Annotated in this window: 19 protein-coding genes and 1 other RNA gene; 10 read left to right on the forward strand and 10 right to left on the reverse strand. The window is 35.7% G+C overall.

Going from position 1 to position 22,782, the window contains the following annotated elements; genetic code table 11:
- The 5 genes from ACXAGJ_RS24080 to ACXAGJ_RS24100 form a co-directional block, all read left to right on the forward strand.
- The coding region (locus ACXAGJ_RS24080) for an RHS repeat domain-containing protein (RefSeq protein WP_474843655.1) at positions 1–1,229 on the forward strand (1,229 nt) is incomplete at its 5' end.
- A gap of 3 nt (positions 1,230–1,232) precedes the next feature.
- Positions 1,233–1,745, forward strand: a complete 513-nt coding sequence (locus ACXAGJ_RS24085) for a hypothetical protein (RefSeq protein ID WP_474843657.1) — start codon at positions 1,233–1,235, stop codon at positions 1,743–1,745.
- A 620-nt stretch (positions 1,746–2,365) separates the two neighbouring features.
- Positions 2,366–3,085, forward strand: coding sequence for a hypothetical protein (locus ACXAGJ_RS24090; RefSeq protein WP_474843659.1), 720 nt, complete (start codon positions 2,366–2,368; stop codon positions 3,083–3,085).
- Between the two features lie 9 nt (positions 3,086–3,094).
- On the forward strand, positions 3,095–3,322 hold the full coding sequence (locus tag ACXAGJ_RS24095) for a putative signal transducing protein (RefSeq protein ID WP_474843661.1): 228 nt from the start codon (positions 3,095–3,097) through the stop codon (positions 3,320–3,322).
- A 6-nt stretch (positions 3,323–3,328) separates the two neighbouring features.
- Positions 3,329–3,532, forward strand: coding sequence for a hypothetical protein (locus ACXAGJ_RS24100; protein WP_474843663.1), 204 nt, complete (start codon positions 3,329–3,331; stop codon positions 3,530–3,532).
- Here the strand turns inward: ACXAGJ_RS24100 and ACXAGJ_RS24105 are convergent.
- On the reverse strand, positions 3,529–5,082 hold the full coding sequence (locus ACXAGJ_RS24105; protein WP_474843664.1) for a GMC oxidoreductase: 1,554 nt from the start codon (positions 5,080–5,082) through the stop codon (positions 3,529–3,531). The two genes, ACXAGJ_RS24100 and ACXAGJ_RS24105, sit on opposite strands and share 4 nt — an antisense overlap.
- The gene (locus ACXAGJ_RS24110) at positions 5,079–6,932 is read right to left on the reverse strand and encodes a fatty acid desaturase (protein WP_474843667.1); all 1,854 of its coding nucleotides are present in this window, start codon (positions 6,930–6,932) and stop codon (positions 5,079–5,081) included. The genes ACXAGJ_RS24105 and ACXAGJ_RS24110 overlap by 4 nt, the downstream gene beginning before the upstream one ends.
- 84 nt (positions 6,933–7,016) lie before the next feature.
- Here ACXAGJ_RS24110 and ACXAGJ_RS24115 point away from each other — a divergent pair, with 84 nt between their 5' ends.
- Positions 7,017–7,616 (forward strand): TetR/AcrR family transcriptional regulator, encoded by a 600-nt coding sequence (locus ACXAGJ_RS24115; protein WP_474843669.1) that lies wholly within the window; start codon positions 7,017–7,019, stop codon positions 7,614–7,616.
- A gap of 48 nt (positions 7,617–7,664) precedes the next feature.
- Here ACXAGJ_RS24115 and ACXAGJ_RS24120 read toward each other — a convergent pair whose 3' ends face one another.
- Entirely contained in the window at positions 7,665–9,290 is a 1,626-nt protein-coding gene (locus ACXAGJ_RS24120; RefSeq protein ID WP_474843671.1) for an ABC-F family ATP-binding cassette domain-containing protein, read from the reverse strand.
- 264 nt (positions 9,291–9,554) lie between these two features.
- Between ACXAGJ_RS24120 and ACXAGJ_RS24125 the strand changes: the two genes are divergently transcribed.
- Positions 9,555–10,997 carry a peroxiredoxin family protein gene (locus ACXAGJ_RS24125; protein ID WP_474843673.1) on the forward strand — a complete coding sequence of 481 codons (1,443 nt, stop codon included), beginning with the start codon at positions 9,555–9,557 and terminating at the stop codon, positions 10,995–10,997.
- 51 nt (positions 10,998–11,048) lie between these two features.
- On the opposite strand, the gene fsa is transcribed toward ACXAGJ_RS24125, so the two are convergent.
- The 3 genes from fsa to ffs form a co-directional block, all read right to left on the reverse strand.
- The gene (fsa, locus tag ACXAGJ_RS24130; protein ID WP_073322174.1) at positions 11,049–11,702 is read right to left on the reverse strand and encodes a fructose-6-phosphate aldolase; all 654 of its coding nucleotides are present in this window, start codon (positions 11,700–11,702) and stop codon (positions 11,049–11,051) included.
- Between the two features lie 117 nt (positions 11,703–11,819).
- Positions 11,820–12,641: an SDR family oxidoreductase gene (locus ACXAGJ_RS24135; RefSeq protein WP_474843676.1), complete on the reverse strand. Its 822-nt coding sequence runs from the start codon at positions 12,639–12,641 to the stop codon at positions 11,820–11,822.
- Positions 12,642–12,727: 86 nt separating this feature from the next.
- Positions 12,728–12,826, reverse strand: an RNA gene (gene ffs / locus ACXAGJ_RS24140) — signal recognition particle sRNA small type.
- Between the two features lie 88 nt (positions 12,827–12,914).
- Here ffs and ACXAGJ_RS24145 point away from each other — a divergent pair.
- The 3 genes from ACXAGJ_RS24145 (at position 12,915) to ACXAGJ_RS24155 (ending at position 16,753) form a co-directional block, all read left to right on the forward strand.
- Positions 12,915–13,994 (forward strand): glutaminyl-peptide cyclotransferase, encoded by a 1,080-nt coding sequence (locus ACXAGJ_RS24145; protein ID WP_474843678.1) that lies wholly within the window; start codon positions 12,915–12,917, stop codon positions 13,992–13,994.
- 152 nt (positions 13,995–14,146) lie between these two features.
- Complete coding sequence (locus tag ACXAGJ_RS24150; protein WP_474843679.1) at positions 14,147–15,907, forward strand: DEAD/DEAH box helicase; 1,761 nt, start codon at positions 14,147–14,149, stop codon at positions 15,905–15,907.
- Between the two features lie 84 nt (positions 15,908–15,991).
- Positions 15,992–16,753: a carboxypeptidase-like regulatory domain-containing protein gene (locus tag ACXAGJ_RS24155; protein WP_474843681.1), complete on the forward strand. Its 762-nt coding sequence runs from the start codon at positions 15,992–15,994 to the stop codon at positions 16,751–16,753.
- A 32-nt stretch (positions 16,754–16,785) separates the two neighbouring features.
- Here ACXAGJ_RS24155 and ACXAGJ_RS24160 read toward each other — a convergent pair whose 3' ends face one another.
- The 4 genes from ACXAGJ_RS24160 to ACXAGJ_RS24175 form a co-directional block, all read right to left on the reverse strand.
- On the reverse strand, positions 16,786–17,151 hold the full coding sequence (locus ACXAGJ_RS24160) for a VOC family protein (RefSeq protein WP_474843683.1): 366 nt from the start codon (positions 17,149–17,151) through the stop codon (positions 16,786–16,788).
- A 133-nt stretch (positions 17,152–17,284) separates the two neighbouring features.
- Positions 17,285–17,947: a TrmH family RNA methyltransferase gene (locus ACXAGJ_RS24165; RefSeq protein WP_474843685.1), complete on the reverse strand. Its 663-nt coding sequence runs from the start codon at positions 17,945–17,947 to the stop codon at positions 17,285–17,287.
- Between the two features lie 1,206 nt (positions 17,948–19,153).
- Positions 19,154–20,107, reverse strand: coding sequence for a PorP/SprF family type IX secretion system membrane protein (locus ACXAGJ_RS24170; RefSeq protein WP_474843687.1), 954 nt, complete (start codon positions 20,105–20,107; stop codon positions 19,154–19,156).
- 57 nt (positions 20,108–20,164) lie between these two features.
- The coding region (locus tag ACXAGJ_RS24175; RefSeq protein ID WP_474843689.1) for a T9SS type B sorting domain-containing protein at positions 20,165–22,782 on the reverse strand (2,618 nt) is incomplete at its 5' end.

The raw sequence follows: 22,782 nt of genomic DNA on the forward strand, positions 1-22,782 counted from the left end.
GACTGGTCAATGAAATCAAAAAAAACAACCAAACATTAGTGAAGTTCTTTTACAATGATAAAAACCATAGAGTACGTAAAGAAGCATACAATCTATCCAATGGAAATCTAAGTTATACCGAACATTATGTACGGGATGCTACAGGAAACCCCCTGGCTATATACAGAAATGGGCAAATCGTCGAAAATACCATTTATGGAGCAAATCGTTTAGGTGTGAGAAAATCCGATGGAACCAATCTGTATCAACTTACAGATCATTTAGGCAATGTAAGAGCTGTAGTAGGAAGAACAAATACCGGACAAACCATTGGAATTACAAATGCTACCGATTATTATCCAGGCGGGATGGCCATGCCTAACCGAAACCTACAAGGGGATTATAGATATGGGTATCAAGGGCAAGAAGTAGATCCAGAAACAGGAAAACCAGCCTTCGAACTTCGATTATATGACCCACGTATAAATAGATGGTTAACACCGGATCCTGCAGGTCAACATCCTAGTCCTTACTTATCAATGAGTAATAATTGGCTAAATAATATTGATCCCGATGGAGGGTATGACAATCCAATATATGATTCAGATGGAAATTTTAGAGGAGTTGACGAGTTTGGTTTACAAGGTGAAGCTATTATTTACGATGGAGAATTCACCAATGGAATGGCTCAATCTGATATACTTAATGGAGGTGGGCAATTTTTAGGTGATTTTCTAACTTCAAATCCAAGTTTTTCTAATGGTCTTGCCTTTCATAATATTACTTCTCACTTTTTAGGACTTCCTAATAGGCCAGATTTTGATGGTATTTTGACTTTAAGTGAAGCAAATAATCATTACAGAACTGGTAATGGAGCTAATTTATTTGTAGATCGAAGTAAAATCGATTTATTTCCTCTTAACGTTGAAGAACATTTTAATTATCAATATGGAAAAAGTATAAGTTATAATTTTATTAATAGGGCTACCAAAGAATTTGCTTTTAACCCATCCTCTAATCTTTTGTATGGAACTTTAACTATTACTCTTCAAGGCGCAAATGGAAGGGTTCATATAGGTAGACATAGCGATAATTTAGTAGATATATATGATTTTAACCTAGATGGTAGACTTGTGAGAGATGGGTTAACTAGAATAGGAGAAATTTATGCAGATCAATCTTTAAATCGTAGAGGAACCAGTTTTAATATTTATGGTTATGGTCAAGCAAGAATACCAATACACAGATAATTTATGAAATATTTATTTTTTATTTTTTTACTTTTCTTTATTAGTAGTTGTGATAAAAGTTATCATAATGACTTACTGAAAAAAGTTATTGGAATCGAAACTACTGATTATGATATCTTATGTGGATATGATCAGGTTCTTACTTTTCAAGGAGAAGGTTTTTCTATGTTTATCTATTCTTTAAGTGAAGATAATATTAATGAGTTTTTAAATGATAAAAACAATAAAAACTTTCCTATCAAAACAGAATTTAGAAATAATTGGTATGTTTTAAATTGGAAAAAAACTCCAATTTTAGAAGAAGATGCTGGATTATTTAATCATTCAACAAATAATTTTTCTGCTAAAGAAAGTGAGTGTTTAATTAAGATGTTTCAGAGTAACATAATAAATGAACCAGGAAGCTACTATTCGGCATTTTATTATGATGACAATAAGGTAGAGCCCCTATCTGTGGATTTTTTTATCTTGAATCCTAAAGATCGAAAATTATATTTTATTAGCAATAAAACCTGATTATAAATTTTGTTGATCTTTATAGTTGTTCTGGAAGTGTAAAAATATGATTTGGTTTTGTTCTATTTTATAAAACAAAATAGCGTATTCAAGAAATAGAGCAGTTTAAAGAATTACAGATATAAATATCCGAGAGTTGAATCTATCAAATCTTAAATGTTGGTTTTGTGCGATGTTTTAGCTATAGTTTTCAATTTGGACAGAATAAACCTCTTCGGTATATTCCCTACTATCGTGATAAGATCAAGCTACTTTTTTTGTAGGTTCCATTTACTCTTTCAACTATTACATTCCCCAAAGGAATTACCAAGCACATCAAAAACGTAACCTATAATTTGAATAATTTTCTAAGAGTCTTCGTCAGTTTTGTATATCATTAGCAGAAAATTGATAAAAAATTAATACCATACAAAATATCAAAATGACCATTTATGGGCAATTAGCACCATTACTTTAGAAATTTAAATATACAATTAGGATCTATTCTAACATAAATCAGCAATACATATCATGATTCAACAACCGTTAAAACTTCTCCTTTTCAGAACATTACGCTATCAATATTTTTAAAACTTTTGGTAAATCCTTAATTTAGTAGTGCTTAAGAAAAAGAAAGGATTATGCTATTGCCTAGAACAAATATTCAAAAACAACTGAGTAAAGTAAGAGATAAAGCTTTTGATCCAGATAGCTGGAGGGCACAAGTGCAACAAGTACTTCTCGAAGATACCCAACATGAAGAAAGAATTCTGGAAAATCTAGATGCCGATGTTCCTGAAATACAAAATGATTTCGATTTTGATCAGTTAGAAACTCACCGTATCTATCATATCGATCAAATCAAAAAAATATGTATCGATTACCGCCTTCGTTTTCTAGATTCAAAATATTTTAAAGGAAAGCTTCCCAATTCGGCGGTCTCAGCGATCAAAGAATTGGAAAAAAAACATGATCTAGAGCTCAAAGGGTTTAAAATCATAGCGCCTTCAAAATTATTTAAGCTGGAAAATGCAGACGACCCCCTACTCTTTGCTCCTATGGGCAATGGGTATTTCTATTTGATACATAAATGGGGGAATGATCTACATCCGTTGCGCAAAGTAATGATGTGGTTCTTTAAAAGCTTCGAAAATCTATTGATTCTTACCTTTTTGGTCAGTGTATTACTTACTTTTATGGTACCCAATGGACTGTTTAGTAAAACTAGCGACACTTCTACCTTTATTATGATTTTTTTCTTTATGTTTAAATCCGTAGCGGCGGTTGTTTTGTTTTATGGTTTTGCATTAGGTAAAAACTTCAACACCGCTATATGGAATAGTAAATATTTTAACGCATAAAACCATTCTATGTTCCCCAAAAGCGAATACGAAAGAGTCTATACTGGTAGTTTAATCAATGTACAATTTCTACAAACTGTTCTACAAGACCGTGGAATTAACTCTATCACCAGAGACGATATGAAATCAGGTATGATGGCTGGTTTCGGTGGTGGAATCCCAGATCACATCCAGCTTTTTGTAAAAAAAGTAGATATGGAAGAAGCACTTCCTATTATTGAAAAGAGCCTATCCTAACTTTTTATGGAAGAAGAGAATAATAAAACTCCTCGTCGTGCCTGGAACCTTATGATCGGTATTTCTTTGGTGTTGTTGGGTAGCTTGCGATTGTACAATCATATTCAACAACAAGGAGAATGGAATTTTAGATCAATCACCATTATTATCTTTATCATTTTTGGGGGTTATTTAATCTTTAGACATTTTCTACAACCTCCCCAAGATTAACTTTTTGAAGGAATTTGGTGCATCGCCCTTTCCGAAATAGCAGTTATGGATAACGATGGGTTCACTCCTGGATTTGCAGAAATCATAGAGCCATCACACACATACATATTTTCATATCCAAACACTTTGTTATCTTTATCGATTACCCCTTTGGTTTCATCTTCACCCATCACTGCTCCGCCTAGGATATGTGCTGTAGAAGGTATTCCTGCCAAAGGTTCTAGTCCAAATACAGTTTCTTTTCCCATAGCTGCCTTGGCATAGGTTTTGGCTAATTGTAAGGATTCCGGGATAAATGCAGATGGCTTTTTCCCTTCAGCTACCTTGGTGTTCATAATTCCTAATCGATTTCGCTTAAATTTTAAGGTACTATCCAAGGTTTGCATGAACAATAGTACTGTGGTACTTTTTGCCCAGTCCCTAACCGTATATAGTTTGATATAAGATAGTGGGTGTTTGATAAAACTAGTAATCATTTTGGCGAGCCTTACTATGGTATTTTTACCATGAGTTAATGGCAAATGAGATAATCGCCAAAATCCTGATCCTTTGGCATATCTTACAATCTCCAAATGACTGTTTTCGTCCGTATTCAAAATGGAACCAATGGCCACTCCTTTGGACATGTCTTTTTTACCGTCTAAATTGGTCACACTGATCAAACTCTCATTATTAGTACGAATATCATATCCCAACCGATCCGAAAGTTTAGGCAAAGAACTCTGCTTCAGTTTTAAAAGGAGCTTCACAGTTCCTAAAACTCCTCCAGAAAAAATCACTCCTTTGGTGAGTATTGATTTTTTAGATTTAAAAAATCGTGTCGACGATTTACATTTCACTTCGTACCCATTGGCATTTGGGATCACATCATACACTTCTTGTTCTGCCAGTATTTCAGCTCCCAATTGCTGCGCTAGATACAAATAGTTTTTGTCTAAAGTATTTTTTGCTCCTATTCTACATCCTGTCATACACCCTCCACAATAATTACATCCTGTTCTATCAGGGCCTTTACCTTCAAAATAAGGATCTGGTACAGTTACATTGGGTTTTCCAAAGAATACAGCTACATCAGTTGCTTCAAATTTATCTTCAATATTCATGTTACCTGCAATCTCCTTCAGCGTTTTATCTCCATCAAAAAAAACAGGGTTTTTCTGCGCACCCAGCATATGCAAAGCTGTTTTATAAAAAGGAGCCAGTTCCTGTTGCCAATCTGCTAGCGCTCCCCAACTTCCTGAAGTAAAGAACTTTTGTTTTGGAACTGGTAAAGTATTGGCATAGACCAAAGAACCTCCTCCAACACCAGTACCAGAAATCACAACTACATGTTTAAAAAACGACATTTTCATGATACCAAACCATTTAAAAAAAGGCATCCATAGCCATTTTTTTAGGTTCCAATTAGATTTAGGAAAATCTTGAGGTTTGTACCACTTTCCTTTTTCGATTACCAATACTTTGTATCCTTTTTCGGAGAGGCGTAGTGCACTTACTGATCCTCCAAACCCGCTTCCGATAATGATATAATCATAGGTTTCTTCTGTCATACACTTAGCTTTATAGTTGTTTTTGGACTGCAAATACAAGGTAAAATATATCCCTGCTCCTTTTCATGTTCCAAAAGAGCAATATTCTCGGTTTTCTTCCAATATACTTCTCCCTCGATGAGTTTGGTTTTGCAAGTCCCACATTGCCCCATCCCGCAAGCATACGGAATCTCTTTTTGTGATGTAATTGCCCCTTCTAAAATGGTTTCCTCGGTATCTGTTGAAAATGAAATTTCCTCTTGGTGGATGGTGAACGATACCTCCTTCGATATACCAGAGAGTGTTGATGTTTCTATAACGAATTCTTCGATATTAATATCATCATTTACAATTCCCAGTTTTGCCAACGCCTCTTTTGAAGCATCCATCATAGGTTGAGGCCCGCAGATATAGCACAATGAATTCGACGCTATAAATTTCAGTAATTCATATTGTCGATTGCTGTCCAGCATATCAAAACTTAAAATATAACTGAATCTGCTTTCGAACGCGTCTGCCAATTGCTCTAATTCTTCCTTAAAAATCACATCCTCTTTGCTCCTGCATCCATAAAGCAAGGTGATATGGTGGTTATTACTATTTAGAAATGTTTTTAAAATAGACAGTATTGGCGTAATACCACTTCCTCCTGCGATCAAAACAACAGGTTGTTTTACAGTCTCCGGCAATGTAAAATCACCAAATGGACCTGATACTTTTAACTTATAATGCTCTCGCACATTTGCCAGCAAATGGTTGGATAGTTTACCCCCTGGTACACTTTTTACGGCAACCGACAGTTTTCCTGTATTTGGGTTTTCACAGATAGAATAACATCTACTTACTAATACGTCATCTACATAATCTGAAATCACAACATATTGCCCTGGTTTAAACTTAAATGGAATTTGATCCAAATTCTTGAATGTTATTTTGATCGTATCGCGTGTTTCCTGAAATACATTTTCGACTTCAAGAATGTAACTCCATGTACTTCCTTTAATTAGGTCTACATAGGTGTTTTTTCTTTTCATTAATCCCGAATCCTGAGTTCTGAATCCCTCTATTATTGATTGTTCTGCAAGTAATTCTTTTTCGTAATCCAGGAAACAATCTTTGTAATTGTAGAAAGGAACTCTGGGATACAAATGATGCATCAAATGATAACTTTGATACAATGAAATAAATTCTAATCCTGGAATAGTAATCACCCTGGTGTTATGATACTTATCCAGATTGTTATGTGGATAATGTGGTATCCAATCAAATGAAAATGCCAAAACTGGTGCAGCAATTAGCGCACTAAGTATAAAAACATACAACAAAGTTAATCCAGCTCCTGTAGCTATTAATCCAATTAAAGCGGCACTCAGGAATGTAATAAAAACCACAGACTGCTTACGAATTGATCGCATAGCAGGATCGGCTTTGCTATCTTCTCCAAGAGTTAAACCAAAGTAATGTCCTATTAATGTAAGACACCTAAAGAAAATTGAAAATGCATTTTTCCCGTTAACGTAATGATCTGGATCTTTTGCAGGGTCGTTGGTATGCGCATGATGTCTAAGATGAATTACTTTAAATGCACTGAAAGGAAACAAGAGCAAAGCGCTAGAGATCCATCCAAGCATACTCTCTAAAAACACATAAGACTTTACACCCCCTGATATATTGTTGTGACTTGCCTCATGAGCGATAGTAAACATTCCATAAGCTAACAATGCTCCTATTACTGATGTCCAAACTCCTGATAATCCATTTACATAAAAATAAGTGAGCGCGACATATCCTATCAAAAGTCCAACAAACAAAAATATCGTAGGCCAAGCTACTTTTCCTGAATATTTTTGCCATACCGCTTGATTGTTCATAAACTAATTGATTATGTTTGAGAAACGAAAATATTTTTTCGAACTATTTGATAAATATAGTTCGATTTTATCAAAATAGCAAAAATGGGAAGGAAATCGCTATCTAAAGACAGGAAGGATAAAAACAAAAAGGTCGAACAATGGACCCAAGCCATACTCCCTAAACTTAAACAGGCCGACTTAGGTAATTTGACTATGGACGATCTTGCCGTATTAATGAATAAAAGCAAATCCACCATTTATCAATACTTTATTACTAAGGAGGAGATTTTTGAATATATCACACAAGTTCGTATAGACCGACTGTATAACTATAAGAATGAAATTACTCAAGAAATTATAGAACCTAATTACAAATATGGTAAGCTCGCAGGTATTCTAGCTGAAGGTGCCAAAGATATATCAGCCCATTATCTAAGGCAACTAAAACTGTACTATCCTACTGCTTGGAAAATCATCGAAGATTTTTTACATAGCCTGCTTCAGGATTTTAAACAATTTTATCTTTTGGGCATACAGAGCGATATGTTTAAGCCTGTTTCTGTAGATCTTTTGGTTAAACTTGACGAATACTTCATCATGCAACTCATTACAGATGATCAGTTTTTTACCCAAAGTAAAGATACTTTAGAATCCACTATCAAAGATTATATGTATCTAAAATTTGAAGGATTAATGATATAAAAAAAGCCTGCTTAAGCAGGCTTTTTTGTTAGTTCTATAAAGTTATGATTATACGTTAACCGCATACATCTTATCTCTTAATTCCTTTATTTTGGTATTGCTCATGTACTCATCAAAAGTAGTATAACGATCAATTACACCATTGGGCGTAAGTTCGATCACTCGATTACCTACGGTTTGAGAAAACTCATGATCATGAGTAGTAAACAGTACGGTTCCTTTAAACTTCTTCAAAGAATTGTTGAACGCAGTAATAGACTCTAAGTCTAGGTGGTTTGTTGGCTCATCCAACATAATTACATTGGCTCTGGTCATCATCATTTTTGATAACATACAACGTACTTTTTCTCCTCCAGATAGTACATTTGATTTTTTCAAGGCTTCTTCTCCACTAAAAATCATTTTACCTAAGAATCCACGGATAAACACTTCTTCTCTCTCCTCTTCTGTAGTTGCCCACTGGCGTAGCCAATCGACAAGTGTTAAGTCATTACTGAAGTATTCACTATTGTCTGCAGGTAAATAAGACTGTGCTGTTGTGATTCCCCAGGAATATGTTCCTGCATCAGCTTTTTGCTTATCATTAAGTATTTGATAAAATGCGGTTGTAGCTCTAGAATCTCTTGAGAATATTACTACTTTATCTCCTTTGGCCAGATTAATGTCAATATCTTTAAACAACAACTCTCCTTCAATACTCGCAGCTAATCCTTCTACATTAAGAATCTGATCTCCGGCTTCTCTGTCTCTTTCAAAAATAATCGCAGGATAACGACGACTTGATGGTTTGATATCCTCGATATTCAGTTTTTCTATCATCTTCTTACGAGAAGTAGCTTGCTTCGATTTTGCCACATTGGCGCTAAAACGAGCAATAAACTCCTGTAATTCCTTCTTCTTTTCTTCTGCTTTCTTGTTTTGCTGTGCTCTTTGTCTTGCCGCTAATTGAGAAGATTCATACCAAAACGTATAGTTACCACTGTAATGATTGATCTTTCCAAAATCAATATCCGATATATGCGTACAAACGGCATCCAAGAAGTGACGGTCGTGAGATACTACAATCACTGTATTGTCATAATTCGCTAAAAAGTGCTCTAACCAATTGATCGTTTCATAATCCAGATCATTGGTAGGCTCATCCATGATCAATACATCTGGATTTCCAAAAAGACACTGTGCCAACAATACTCGTACTCTTTGTTTGGTATCCAGATCAGACATTTGCGTGTAATGCAAATCTTCTTTGATTCCTAAATTTGAAAGTAATGCAGCTGCATCGCTATCTGCATTCCAACCGTTCATTTCTTCAAACTCGACCTGTAACTCTCCTATCTTCTCGGCATTCTCATCGGTATAATCTGCATACAAGGCATCTATTTCCTTTTTGATCTTGTACAAAGGTTTATTACCCATAATTACCGTTTCCAGCACAGAAAACTCATCATATGCATAATGGTTCTGTTCTAAAACAGACATTCTTTTTCCTGGTTCGAGATGTACATGACCCGAAGTAGGCTCAGACACCCCCGAAAGGATTTTTAGAAAAGTAGATTTCCCGGCCCCGTTTGCTCCAATAATACCGTAGCAATTACCTTGCGTAAATGATACGTTTACCTCGTCAAAAAGCACGCGTTTACCAAATTGAACCGAAAGATTAGAAACTGATAACATGATATAATAAATTGTAAGTTCGAATTCGCCGCAAAAGTAGAAAAATGCTTTCAGATCTAGAAACAATCTACCATTAAATTATCAGCTTTTACGAGATACAAAAAAGTAGGTTCCCGAAATAATTAATGTTTCAAAAAAGAAGGATATCGTGCGCTAAACTTCTAATAATATCCTAATTAGTAAAGAATTAACGTATCCTTAACAAACGTAGATACGGTTTCCCACTATTTTTGGCGAAATAGTTCGATAATTTAGACACCCAAAATGAAGCTCTTTCCTTTACAATATTTGATATATACTGTGGTATTATCTGTAGCGTTTTGTGGCTGTGATTCTTCAAAGAAAACATCCAGAAACTATACCTATTTTGGTGGGGAAATTGTAAATCCAAACATCAATTACGTTATCCTGTCCAAGGGTGATGAACCTGGTGATACCTTATACCTTGATAAAAATAATAGGTTTTTTCATAAAATAGAGGATCTAGAAGAGGGTGTATATGCGTTTAGACATAAACCAGAAAATCAATTGGTGTTATTGGAAAAGGGAGATAGTCTTCTTATTCGCTTAAACACCTTAGAATTTGATGAGTCTCTTGTTTTTACTGGTGACGGTGCCAGAAAAAACAATTTTTTGGTTGATATCTATCTTCAGAATGAAGTAGAAAGAGAACGGTTAAAAAGATCTGGACTACAACTTTCTCCGAACTATTTCAGAAAAAATCAAGACTCCTTATTACGTATCAAGCTAAATAGCTACAAACGATTTACAGATAAGTACGAATTAAGTCCTCTGGCGAAGAAGGTAACACAAGCTAGTTTTGTGTTTGATTACTATACTCGACATGAGTTGTATTTTCATAGTAGATATGGTATCGGAGGTATGGATATGGCCAAAGATCTACCCGATTCATTTTTTGACTATCGCAACGAAATCAATTACAACGATAACGACCTTAAGAAGCTATATTCATACAATCGCTTTTTGAATTACTACTTTACTAATGCTTCCTTATCAAAATATAGCAATCAACATTCTAAATATAAGGGACGGGTTGGTAGTGTGATTTACAAATTAGATCTTATCGATAGTGTTATCGATCATCCATATATCAAAAACAATCTTTTAAGAAGAGTTACCACCAATTTTTTATTGTACAGCAAAAAAGATTACGATTCCAAAAAGGTATTGAAGCATTACTTATCAGTAAGCTCAAATAAGAAATCACAGCGAGAATTAAAAAAATTAGCAAGAGCTATCGGCCGATTGCAACCTAGTAATATGATCCCTGATCAGGATCTGATTACTTCCAAAGGAGAACAAGTAAAGCTCTCTTCTCTTTTCAACAAGTCTATTACCGCGCTTTACTTCTGGTCTATGGAAAGTAAAGATCATTATGTTAGAGCACACAAAAAAGCAGAATACCTAAGTGCCTTATATCCTGAAATCGATTTTATCGCCATTAACACGGATGACGAACAAACCAAAAATTGGTTAAAGACGATCAAAAGACACCATTATAATTTAGGTAAAGAATACGAGTTCAAATATCCTAAATGTTCTTCAGAAGAATTGGTAATCCATTCTACCAACAAGGTAATCCTGGTAGATCAGGAAGGCAGAATTATCAATGCCAAAGCCAATCTATTTTCTTCGGTGTTCGAAAAGCAGTTGATGCAATACACAAGATTAGCCAGTTTGGAGTAATAAAAAAAGCCACTCGAAAGTGGCTCTCTTCATTTTTATAATACTGTTGTTTTAGTTTCCTTTTTGATAATCTGCTAGGAATTTAGCTAAACCAATATCTGTCAAAGGGTGTTTCAATAATCCTTCTATTGAAGAAAGTGGTCCAGTCATTACATCTGCACCAATCTTAGCACAGTCGATTACATGCATCGTGTGTCTTACAGAAGCTGCCAAAATTTGCGTATCGAAACCATAGTTATCATAAATTGCTCTGATTTCTGCAATAAGATTCAATCCATCTGTAGAGATATCATCCAATCTACCGATAAAAGGAGACACATAAGTTGCACCGGCTTTGGCTGCCAATAATGCCTGCCCTGGTGAGAATACCAATGTACAGTTTGTTTTGATTCCTTTATCACTAAAATACTTAATCGCCTTCACTCCTTCTTTGATCATCGGTACTTTTACTACGATTTGATCATGCAAAGCAGCAAGCTCCTCACCTTCTTTGATCATTCCTTCAAAATCTGTAGAGATTACCTCTGCACTTACATCTCCGGTAACGATCTCACATATCTTTTTATAATGATTGATAATGTTTTCTTTACCTGTGATACCTTCTTTTGCCATAAGAGATGGATTGGTTGTGACTCCATCCAAAACTCCAAGATCCTCTGCCTCTTTAATCTGGTCTAAGTTTGCAGTATCAATAAAAAATTTCATAATGTGATATTTAATTTGTTGTGTTTAGTTATTGTATTTCTTTCTGGTTGCGAAGATAAATATTCAAAATTGAAATTATCTCCTATTATCCAGCTATTTATTTCTTAAAAAGAAGCGCTACAATTTGTAATGATTCATTAATAATTTCTCGTAGACTTTGTCCGGTAATATTCGCTTCAATACAATAGAAAACTTTTGCATAAAAGCTCCTACTTTGTAGTGTACCTTGGGTTTACTAGCCCCAATAACCTTATAGACTGCTTTTGCCATATCCATAGGGTCACTACCTGCATCAACATGTTCATCCATCAAAGACAATGATTTGCCATACGCTTGATGATAAGGTGAATCCTCTAATAAAGGAGCATGATATCTTCCTGCGGCAATATTAGTAGCAAAATCCCCTGGCGCAACGTTTGTCATTTCTATATTGAACTGTTTCAATTCCATTCTCCAGGCTTCGGTAGTGATTTCTAAAGCCGCTTTTGATGCACTATACACTCCTCTATAAGGCAATCCCATATATCCAGCAATAGAAGTAACATTGATTACCAATCCTTTCCCTTGCTTTCGCATCAGTGGTAATACCGCTTTGGTTACATTAATCACACCAAAATAATTGGTCGTAAAATTATTTAGGATTTCTTCTTCCGGAATTTCTTCTATGGGCCCGGTAATTCCCGCACCTGCATTATTAATCAAAATGTCCAATTTACCATGACGCTTTTCAATTTCAGCAACAGCTCCTTGTATACTTTGTTTGTCTGCAACATCTAATTGCAATAAGGTAAAGGGTCTAAAGTCTTTAAATTTAGAAGGGTTACGACTAGTACCATAAACCACAAATCCTTTTTCTGTCAAGAAAGTCCCTATAGATTTCCCTATCCCCGAAGAGCCTCCAGTGATAAGAACAACAGTAGTTTTTTGATCTGAATTCATGATCGCAAATATACAATTCTGATTAACGAATTATGCATAAAAAAAAGAGGAAATGTAAGGAGTAAAATTTCACAAAAGGGTACAAAAAAAGGCAAGCTACCTACATCACACCGCTACGACCGTATACCTTTGCTGCGTTCCCGCCCTGGAGGATTCAACAGGAGCTGGTTGTGTAGGACTTGCCGCTGCAAAGATACGATCTTTAATAGATAAAACAACCATTTTTTAAACCCAATTAAAATAAATATCTTGCCTCAAATAAGAATCATAATCATGAAAATCTGTAACTACTTCGTCGCCATTACATTAAGCACTTTAGTTTTTTCTTGCGGCAGCAATCAAGACAAGAAAAAAAACTATTTTTCGATCACTACAGAGAACGATCAGGCTATTTTTAGGATCGGTGAAACCTTAAAAGCTAGCTTAAAAAATGATCAAAATATCCCTATTGATTCGGTAACTTATCTTTTAGGGGATCAAAAAACTCCTGCATCTGCTGGTTATTCTTTTTCAGAAAAAATTGACGACGAAAAGTTAGGGACTCATCTTTTAAAAGCACAAGTCTTCTATAATGGCAATGTAGATACCATCACCAAAAAAGTAACATTGCTTACCAACACTTCTCCAAAATTATATAAATATCGGATCATTGCAGAGTATCCCCATGATCAAGAAGCGTTTACTCAAGGGTTAGAATTTTTTGGAGATACCTTATATGAAAGTACGGGTAAAAAAGGAAAATCTTCATTGCGTAAGGTTGATCTTACTACTGGGAAAGTACTGGTAAAAAAAGAAGTACCTGATCAATATTTTGCAGAAGGAATTACCATATTGAATGATAAAATATTTCAATTGACATGGCTAGCCAAAGAAGGGTTCATATATGATCTCAATACCATGAATAAAACTGGAAACTTTGCCTACAATGAAAGTAAAGAAGGTTGGGGATTGTGTAACGACGGAAAACAAATCTATAAAAGCGATGGTACAGAAAAGATCTGGATTCTTGACCCTGAGACGCTGGCAGAAAAAGAGCATATCCAGGTAGTGACCAATAAAGGAATTAAAACCAAGTTTAACGAACTGGAATGGGTAGATGGAAAAATTTATGCGAATACTTGGCCGCGACAAGGATCTTCAAATAAATCTAATCTAAAAACAAGTATTACCATTATCAACCCAAAAAATGGAGCTATCGAGGCTGTAGTGGATCTTAGAGATCTTAGAAGTAAAGTTACGCAACACGAGGATTTGGATGTATTGAATGGTATTGCTTACAAAGCAGATACAAAACAACTGTTTGTTACCGGAAAAAACTGGGACAAACTTTTTGAAATTGAGATCATTAAGTAAATCTTCTACATACTTGCTTAAACGATAAAAACATACATATCTAGTTAATAATCTTCTAGCGATATAAAAATATATTGCAACACTATAATAAGTATCCCGTTATTGTTATAGACCAATAATAAACCGTACCTTTGCGGCTTATTTTTATAAACATGAATAAATTTCAAGCTTTAGGCCTCGGTGAAGATATTATAAAGGCGGTGAATGATATGGGATTTGAAACCCCAAGTGAGGTTCAGGAAAAAGCAATTCCTATTTTACTGAACGATGATACGGATATCGTCGCCCTTGCACAAACTGGAACCGGTAAAACTGCCGCTTTTGGATTTCCGCTAATCGAAAAAATCGATCACAAGAGTAGAATTACACAAGGATTGATCTTATCTCCTACACGTGAGCTTTGCTTGCAAATTACAAACGAACTGAAGAATTATTCCAAATATATCCCTGGGCTTCATACTGTAGCAATATATGGAGGAGCTAGTATTTCTGAACAAGCAAAACAGATCAAGAGAGGTGCGCAAATCGTAGTAGCCACTCCAGGTCGTATGCAGGATATGATCAATCGAAAAATGGTTGACATTTCTAATGTAGAATATTGTGTGCTAGACGAAGCTGACGAAATGCTAAATATGGGATTCTTTGAAGATATCAATGCAATATTATCCCATACTCCCGAAGATAAAAATACATGGTTGTTTTCGGCAACGATGCCCAAAGAGGTAGCTTCTATTGCCAAACGCTTTATGACCGCACCAATAGAAATAACTGTTGGTCATAAAAACACTGGATCAAAAAATGTATCTCACGAATATTACGTAGTAAATTCTAGAGATCGTTATGCTGCACTAAAACGTTTGGCCGATGCGAACCCCGATATCTTTTCTGTTATTTTTTGTAGAACCAAAAGAGATACTCAAAAAGTTGCAGAAAATCTTATCGGAGATGGATATAATGCTGCAGCTTTACATGGTGATCTAAGTCAGAACCAAAGAGATTTGGTAATGAAAAGCTTTAGAAACAGACAAATCCAAATGCTGGTTGCCACTGATGTTGCTGCTCGTGGGATTGATGTAGACGATGTAACGCACGTAATCAACTATCAATTACCAGACGAAATAGAAACCTACACCCACCGTAGTGGTCGAACCGGACGTGCAGGTAAGAGTGGAGTTTCTATGGTGATCGTATCCAAAAGTGAACTCAGAAAGATCAAGTCGATTGAGCGTATCATCAAAAAGAGTTTTGAGAAGAAAGAAATTCCAAGTGGAGAAGAAATCTGTCAGGTACAGTTGTTTCACTTGGCCAGCGATATAGGAAAAGCTGAAATCAATCATGAAATTGATCCTTACTTACCTTCAATTCATGAGGTTCTGGAAGGTTTTTCAAAAGAAGAATTAATTAAAAAATTCTTCTCTGTTGAGTTTACACGTTTTCATAATTACTATAAAAACACTAAAGATCTTAATGCCTCTGGTGGTGATAGTGATCATGGTCATAGTGCAAATGGTACTACACGATACTTTATCAATGTGGGAGAAAAAGATGGATTTGACTGGATGACATTAAAGGACTTCTTGAAAGAAGTGTTGGAATTAGACAGTAATTCTCTAAGCCGTGTTGATGTAAAAGAAAACTTCTCCTTCTTTAATACGGTTTCAGAATATCAAGATCGTGTTTTGGCTGTTTTTGAAGACTTCAAAATGGAAGGTCGCAAGGTCAATGTAGAAATTTCGAAGGCCCCTGGAGGTCGAAAAGGCGGGAAACGAAAAAGAGATGGAGGCGGCTTCAAGGGAAAAAGAAGAAGCGAAGGATTTAAACCCAAAGGAAGAAATAAATTCAGTAAAAATGAGGGACGTAGTAATAATGATTCCTCAAGAAGAGATCGAAGAAAACGCAGAGATCGAAGGTAAATTCGAGGTTAATTAACAACCTTATATGAATTTTGGCCCGATTTTTATGTTATCTTCATGTATAATGAACGTCATATATAATATATGAAGAAACTAATATTTTATATTACACTTATAGTTGGTATCATTTCTTATGGTCAGGAAACCACTGGAGAGGTATCTGGTAAGGTATTGAATGCGGCCAATGATCAAGAGCTGGAAAATGTGCATATCGTAAACTTAAGCCAGGTTATCGGGACCATTACCAACAGTGAAGGGGATTTTACCATTCCTGCAAAAGTAAACGACACCTTATACTTTTCTTATATCGGATACAAACCTTTGAAGGTGAGAGTAACCAACGACTGGATCAAATTTGGAGATGTAAAGATCAAAATGACCGAGCTTGGTATTGCTTTGGAAGAGGTCGTGGTGGCAGATGTTCAGCTTACAGGATATTTGGAGATTGATGCCAAACGTATTCCAGTTTATAACAATTATAGATACAGTATTTCTGGACTTAACTCGGGTTATGAAGGAGGTAGTAGACAACCTGGAGCCGTAAATAAAGTTTTGGGTGCCATATTTAACCCCGCCGATTTTCTCTATAATATATTCAGCAAGCGTTCTAAGGAGTTGCGAAAATTGCGCAAAATGAAAAAGGACGACGAAATACGAAATCTTCTTGAAAATAAGTTTGACAGAGCCACCTTAATGGCACTACTGCAAATAGAGCGCCTCGATATTGATGAAATCCTGAGAAACTGTAATTACTCTGCCGACTTCATAAAATTTGCAAATGACCTTCAAATTTTGGATGCCATTAGCGAATGTTATGAAGAGTATAAAGTGTTAGACAGAAAATAATAATCCCTTTTACTTCTTAACGCCCAAAAGATTTATTGCACAGAATGCAAAGCTATTCTATTGCCTTCAGAATCCAGAAAATAAGCCATGTACCCATTGCTTTCTGAAATTTGCTTTTTTTCAGCAATAACCTGTCCTCCTGCTTCTGCTACTCTACTCATTTCATTGGCTACATCCTCACATGAGAAATAAATCAGTACTCCATCCTTGCTTGGTTTATAGTGATCTCCAGCATGGATCAAGGTACCTGTAGCCATCCCCGAAGCATTCTTATTAGGAAACCACCCCATTTCAAGATCCCCCATTTTATGAACGGTAATTTTCAGGTCAAAAACGATTTCATAGAATGTTTTTGCACGTTCCATATTTGCTACAGGAATTTCGAACCAATTTATCATTTTGTACGATTTTAGATGTTAGCAACTACAATATACTTTACATTTTATGAGGTATTCAAAAAAATATGTGAATGTTACTACTAATTATGTGTATTCTCTAAAAGTGTGCTATAAAGTAATATCTCAAAACTTTCTATGATTCTTGACCTTTGTAGTAACGTTCAATAATTTTTTCATGACTTTTGATTGCTTTCTTGGCCCACTCCATTCGTTTCTCAAGCTTTTCTTCTTCAGACAATTGCCAAACGATATTCGATTGTCTTAACTTATTGGTCACATGTTGTAATATGATTGCTGCTGATACCGAAATATTAAGACTTTCTGTAAAACCAACCATAGGAATATGTAGATTGGTATCCGCGGCTTCCAAAACAATATCACTAAGCCCAAATTGTTCTCTTCCAAAAAAGAAAACCGAAGGTTTTGTAATATCAAAGTCTTCCAAAACTTTGGAATCCTCATGAGGAGTTGTGGCTACAATTTGATACCCCTGTTTTTTGAGAGATTGTATACAATCTTTTGTAGTAGCATATTGGTTAACATCTACCCACTTTTGAGCTCCCATTGCGATCTCTCTATCAATTCTTTTTTGGTTTACCTCTTCAATGATATGAACATTTTGCACCCCAAAAACATCACAACTCCGTATTACGGCACTGGTATTATGCAATTGGTACACATCTTCTATCGCTACTGTAAAGTGGTTAGTTCTTTTACTCAATACACTATCATACAACCCAAGTCGTCTGGGTGTAAGAAAAGATTCTAAATATGTGAGAAGATCGGTATCTATCATAAATGCTAAAATATAAAATTGAATGATAAATACTTTTATAAATAGACTCGCCCGATCATTATGTCGGGCGAATCTCCTAAAATCTACATTTAATTTACTAAAACACTAAAAGTTAAATATGTTTGTGGTTTATTTTTTTCAAAGTAAAACCCCCCAGAATTACCCCTAAAGCCGGGGGGTTTAAAGTAAACACATCGTCAAAATGCATCGTTATAGTTCTGTATTCTCACACAGAACTTATATTTTGTTCTACTATAAATTCGTATCCATTGTTAATCTGTTTTTAGAAAATGGAACTTTATGTACTATTATATGTATCAATAAGGATATCGTGTTCACCATCAATTCGTTGGATTTAGCCTTATCAAAACGACCAAACAATAAAGAAGGTGATCTATAAAAGAATCTTGTTAAGAAAATCTTAAAAATATTACGGATACTCCGTAAAAAACCTACAGAATTCCTATCTTTCGAACACATTAGAAAATGTTGAAAGTACTTACATTTCTCTGCAATGAGGAATATTTTTTTATGAAGAAGTACCAAGAAATTGGTAAACACAAGAAGTAATAATTCTCTCATAATGGTTAATTTACTATTAATCGTTATTCACACCCTGCTTTTGTTGGCTCGCCAAAGTTTTACAAATAGCGGGGTTGTTTTTTAGCTCTCTAATTAATTGCTTATACTAAAACACTTAATTAGAAATCTAAAGTTTACAACATATCATTTATTATAACAGTATCGAAAAAAGAAACTGTTTTTGACTCATTTCACAATATATGTTTTCGTATTCCTCTTACTTCCTTCTTCCTAAAATTGTTTCTTAAGAAGAACATTATCTTTTGTACACTTACGTACTAAAAATAATTGAATTTAAGAAAGCTCAAGGTGGCGCAAAAAATAAACTTTCCTTTCCCTTCGATATTACTTTCTGTTCCCAATAACATAATACTTTTTAAAGATAAGTACATTTTACTAAACTTAAATAATTTTGAACCTCACAATTATTACGTTAAAACCGTAAAATTTAATTTTATTTAGAGTTTACCCCTCATCAACAGGGAAATACTCCCAAAAAAAGCAATTTTTCACTTCGTACTAATATATTCATATGTTATCTTATTTTTATTTAATCAGAATAAATGCACTGATTCGCTTTCTCATCAAGGCTGATTGCCATACTCTCTATTTTCAAATTCTACATTAAAAGAAACGAGGAGTTAGCATTCTGTTGTATTTCTTAAATAACTCAAATCGTAGCATTACTTCATAACTTCCATCATTAAATTGTGATTGACCTAATTCTGTAGTTTCTCTATCATATGCAAATCCGATCATCATAGCATCTGATATTTGGAACGCAACTTGTCCAGTTACCGCTGCACTCCATCGATATGCAACTCCTAAAGTCAAGCGTTCGTACATTAAGAAATTAGCAGACACATCTACTTGTAGCGGAGTACCAAAAACCAATTTGGTTAACAATGCGGGTTTAAACTTCAGATCATCTGTAATATCAAAAACATGACCTGCGATTAAATAATAATTGATGCGTTCTTCTGCCAAAAAACTAACTGCATCACTATCACTACTGGTAGAGCTTTCGTCAAAATGATCTGTCTCTAATAAATTTGGAGCACTTAACCCCAAATAAAACTTATTAGTGTGATAGTAGACCCCTACTCCTACCTGAGGGCTAAACTTATTGTCAATATTATTCTCAAACAGCGCATCATTTTGATTAAACTGTACTAATTCCTGAAAATCAACATTCAGTAAGTGTGCGCCTCCTTTAATCCCAAAACTTAGCTTACCCATCTCTGAAATAGGAATAGTATACGAAAAATCAACTCCTATATATGTCTCATTCGTCGGCCCTATCTCGTCATTGACCACAGAAAGTCCGATTCCAAGACGTTCGTTCTCTCCTATTGGAGAATTCAAGGTTAGCGTTTGGGTTCTTGGAGCTCCATCAAGACCCACCCATTGACTTCTATGCAATCCCATGACACTCATTACTCCTCGACTTCCAGCATAGGCAGGGTTTACACTTATCGTATTGTACATATATTGTGTATACTGTGCATCTTGTTGGGCATAAATACTATGAAATACCAAACTCAAAACAGTAATACTAATTAATTGTATATTTTTCATTCAATTCAATTTAATATTCAGAATAGCAATACAGAGAAATATGCATACCCTCTATAATTATCTATTAATGTATAAAAAGCCAACTTTCCGTTTTCGTTCTCCCGTTTCTAGCACATATTCGAGCACATAGTAATAGGTCCCTACTGGTAGTTGATCTCCTCCTTTAATTGTAGTTCTTCCATTTGAGATTCCTTCAAAGAAATTACCATCTCTTCCGTACCCTTCAGCTTCATAAACTATAATACCCCATCTATTAAAAATTTCCAGTTTGTTTTCTAGCTGCTCAATTCCATTAATCACTAATACATCATTCACACCATCACCATTTGGAGAAAATCCGGTGTATATAGTAACATCTTCATCAAACCCAATTGAAGTTACTGTTACATCTTCAAAATCCCCGTCCCCATCTAGATCTACATTAGTAGTATTCAAAGGGTCATCTGAAACATCTATCACCTCTTGTCCGCTAGGTGTAATTCCGGCAACAGTTGCCTGATTAGAAACACTTCCGGCCAAAACATCTTCTTCAGTCAATACGTATATCGCGCTAAAACTGTTTACATCAATTTCGCCTACTGCTAAATCCACTGGTCCTCCCACCACGGCTATACCTGCTAACTCATCCATTAGAAGAATATCATTTACATCGACATTTCCATTATTTTCAACTGTAAAAGTATAGTGTATTTCATCTCCTGCATTCAATGTATTGTCTCCATTACTATCAATATAACTACCAGTCTTTGTGAGTGATAAATTTGCATTAGAGCTATTGGTAACCGTGATACTAACTACAGCATCATCGCATACAATAGGTGCGGTTGTATTACATAGAGCATATGTAATATTATATTCTCCGGAAGGCGTTCCTGGTAATACTAATATCTCTCCCGTCAATGGATCCAAACTTACACCATCTGAAGGATCAGGATCAATAATGTTGGTAATAGACACATTGACTCCGAGCATAGCTCCATTATTATTTAAAAGGTCGTTGCCATCCACTACGTTTATGGAGTTCCCTCCTAAACCTCCATCTATGATTACTTCATCATCATTAGCTATGATTTCTGCCGAAATAATAACATCAAAACTACAAATAGCAGTATTCCCTGCTCCATCCGTTACTTCAAATGTATTCGTAGTTACTCCAACAGGAAACGTTGATCCAGATGGCAATCCGCTTACTTGAGTTGTAGATACTCCTGAACAATTATCCATTCCTACCGGAGAAGAAAAGTTAACAACTGCAGATGATGATCCCATATCTACTTGCTGAGTAATATCTGAAGGACAAGCAATAGTCGGGTCGGTGGTATCATTAATGGTGATTGTTTGAGTCACATTGATGCTATTCCCAGCGGCATCCGTCACACTATAGGTTCTGGTGATGACTTCAGGATTGCTGTTCCCATCGCTTAAATCACTTACAAAAGCAACAATAGGAGTTCCACAGTTATCCGCTTCATCAGTAACTACGGTAATATCTGGCGTAGGTGCAGCACATTGTGCTGTGATCGGTGCAGGATTACTCGCTGTAGGATCTGTCGTATCATTAATGGTGATCGTTTGAGTCACATTGATACTATTCCCTGCAGCATCCGTCACACTATAAGTTCGAGTAATTATTCCAATACTAGTATTTACATCGCTTACGAATGCCACCGTTGGCGTTCCACAATTATCTGCTTCATCGGTAACTACGTTAATGTCTGGCGTAGGTGCAGCACATTGTTCCGTAATTGGTGCTGGGTTGCTTGCTGTGGGATTGGTCGTATCATTAATGGTAATCGTCTGAGTTACATTGATGCTGTTTCCAGCGGCATCAGTCACACTATAGGTTCTGGTGATGACTTCCGGATTGCTGTTGCCATCACTGACATCACTGACAAAAGCAACTGTTGGTGTACCACAGTTATCGGCCTCATCGGTAACTACGGTAATATTTGGAGTTGGTGCAGCACATTGAGCACTGATCGGTGCTGGATTACTCGCTGTTGGATCGGTAGTATCATTAATCATGATCGTCTGCGTCACATTGATACTATTCCCAGCGGCATCAGTCACACTATAGGTTCTGGTGATTACTTCCGGATTGCTGTTGCCATCACTTACATCACTGACAAAAGCTACCGTCGGTGTACCACAGTTATCTGCTTCATCGGTAACTACGTTAATGTCTGGCGTAGGTGCAGCACATTGTTCCGTAATTGGTGCTGGGTTGCTTGCTGTGGGATTGGTCGTATCATTAATGGTGATCGTTTGAGTCACATTGATGCTATTCCCTGCAGCATCAGTCACACTATAGGTTCTGGTGATCACTTCTGGATTGCTGTTCCCATCACTGACATCACTTACAAAAACAACCGTAGGTGTACCACAATTGTCCGCTTCATCAGTAACGACAGTAATATCTGGCGTAGGTGCAGCACATTGTGCTGTGATTGGTGCTGGGTTACTCGCTGTAGGATCTGTAGTATCATTAATGGTGATCGTCTGAGTCACATTGATGCTATTCCCTGCTGCATCGGTAACACTATAGGTTCTAGTGATCACTTCTGGATTGCTATTACCATCACTTACATCACTTACAAAAACAACCGTAGGTGTACCACAATTGTCCGCTTCATCAGTAACGACAGTAATATCTGGCGTAGGTGCAGCACATTGTG

Source organism: Aquimarina sp. AWH4_224 (genome assembly GCF_056160245.1).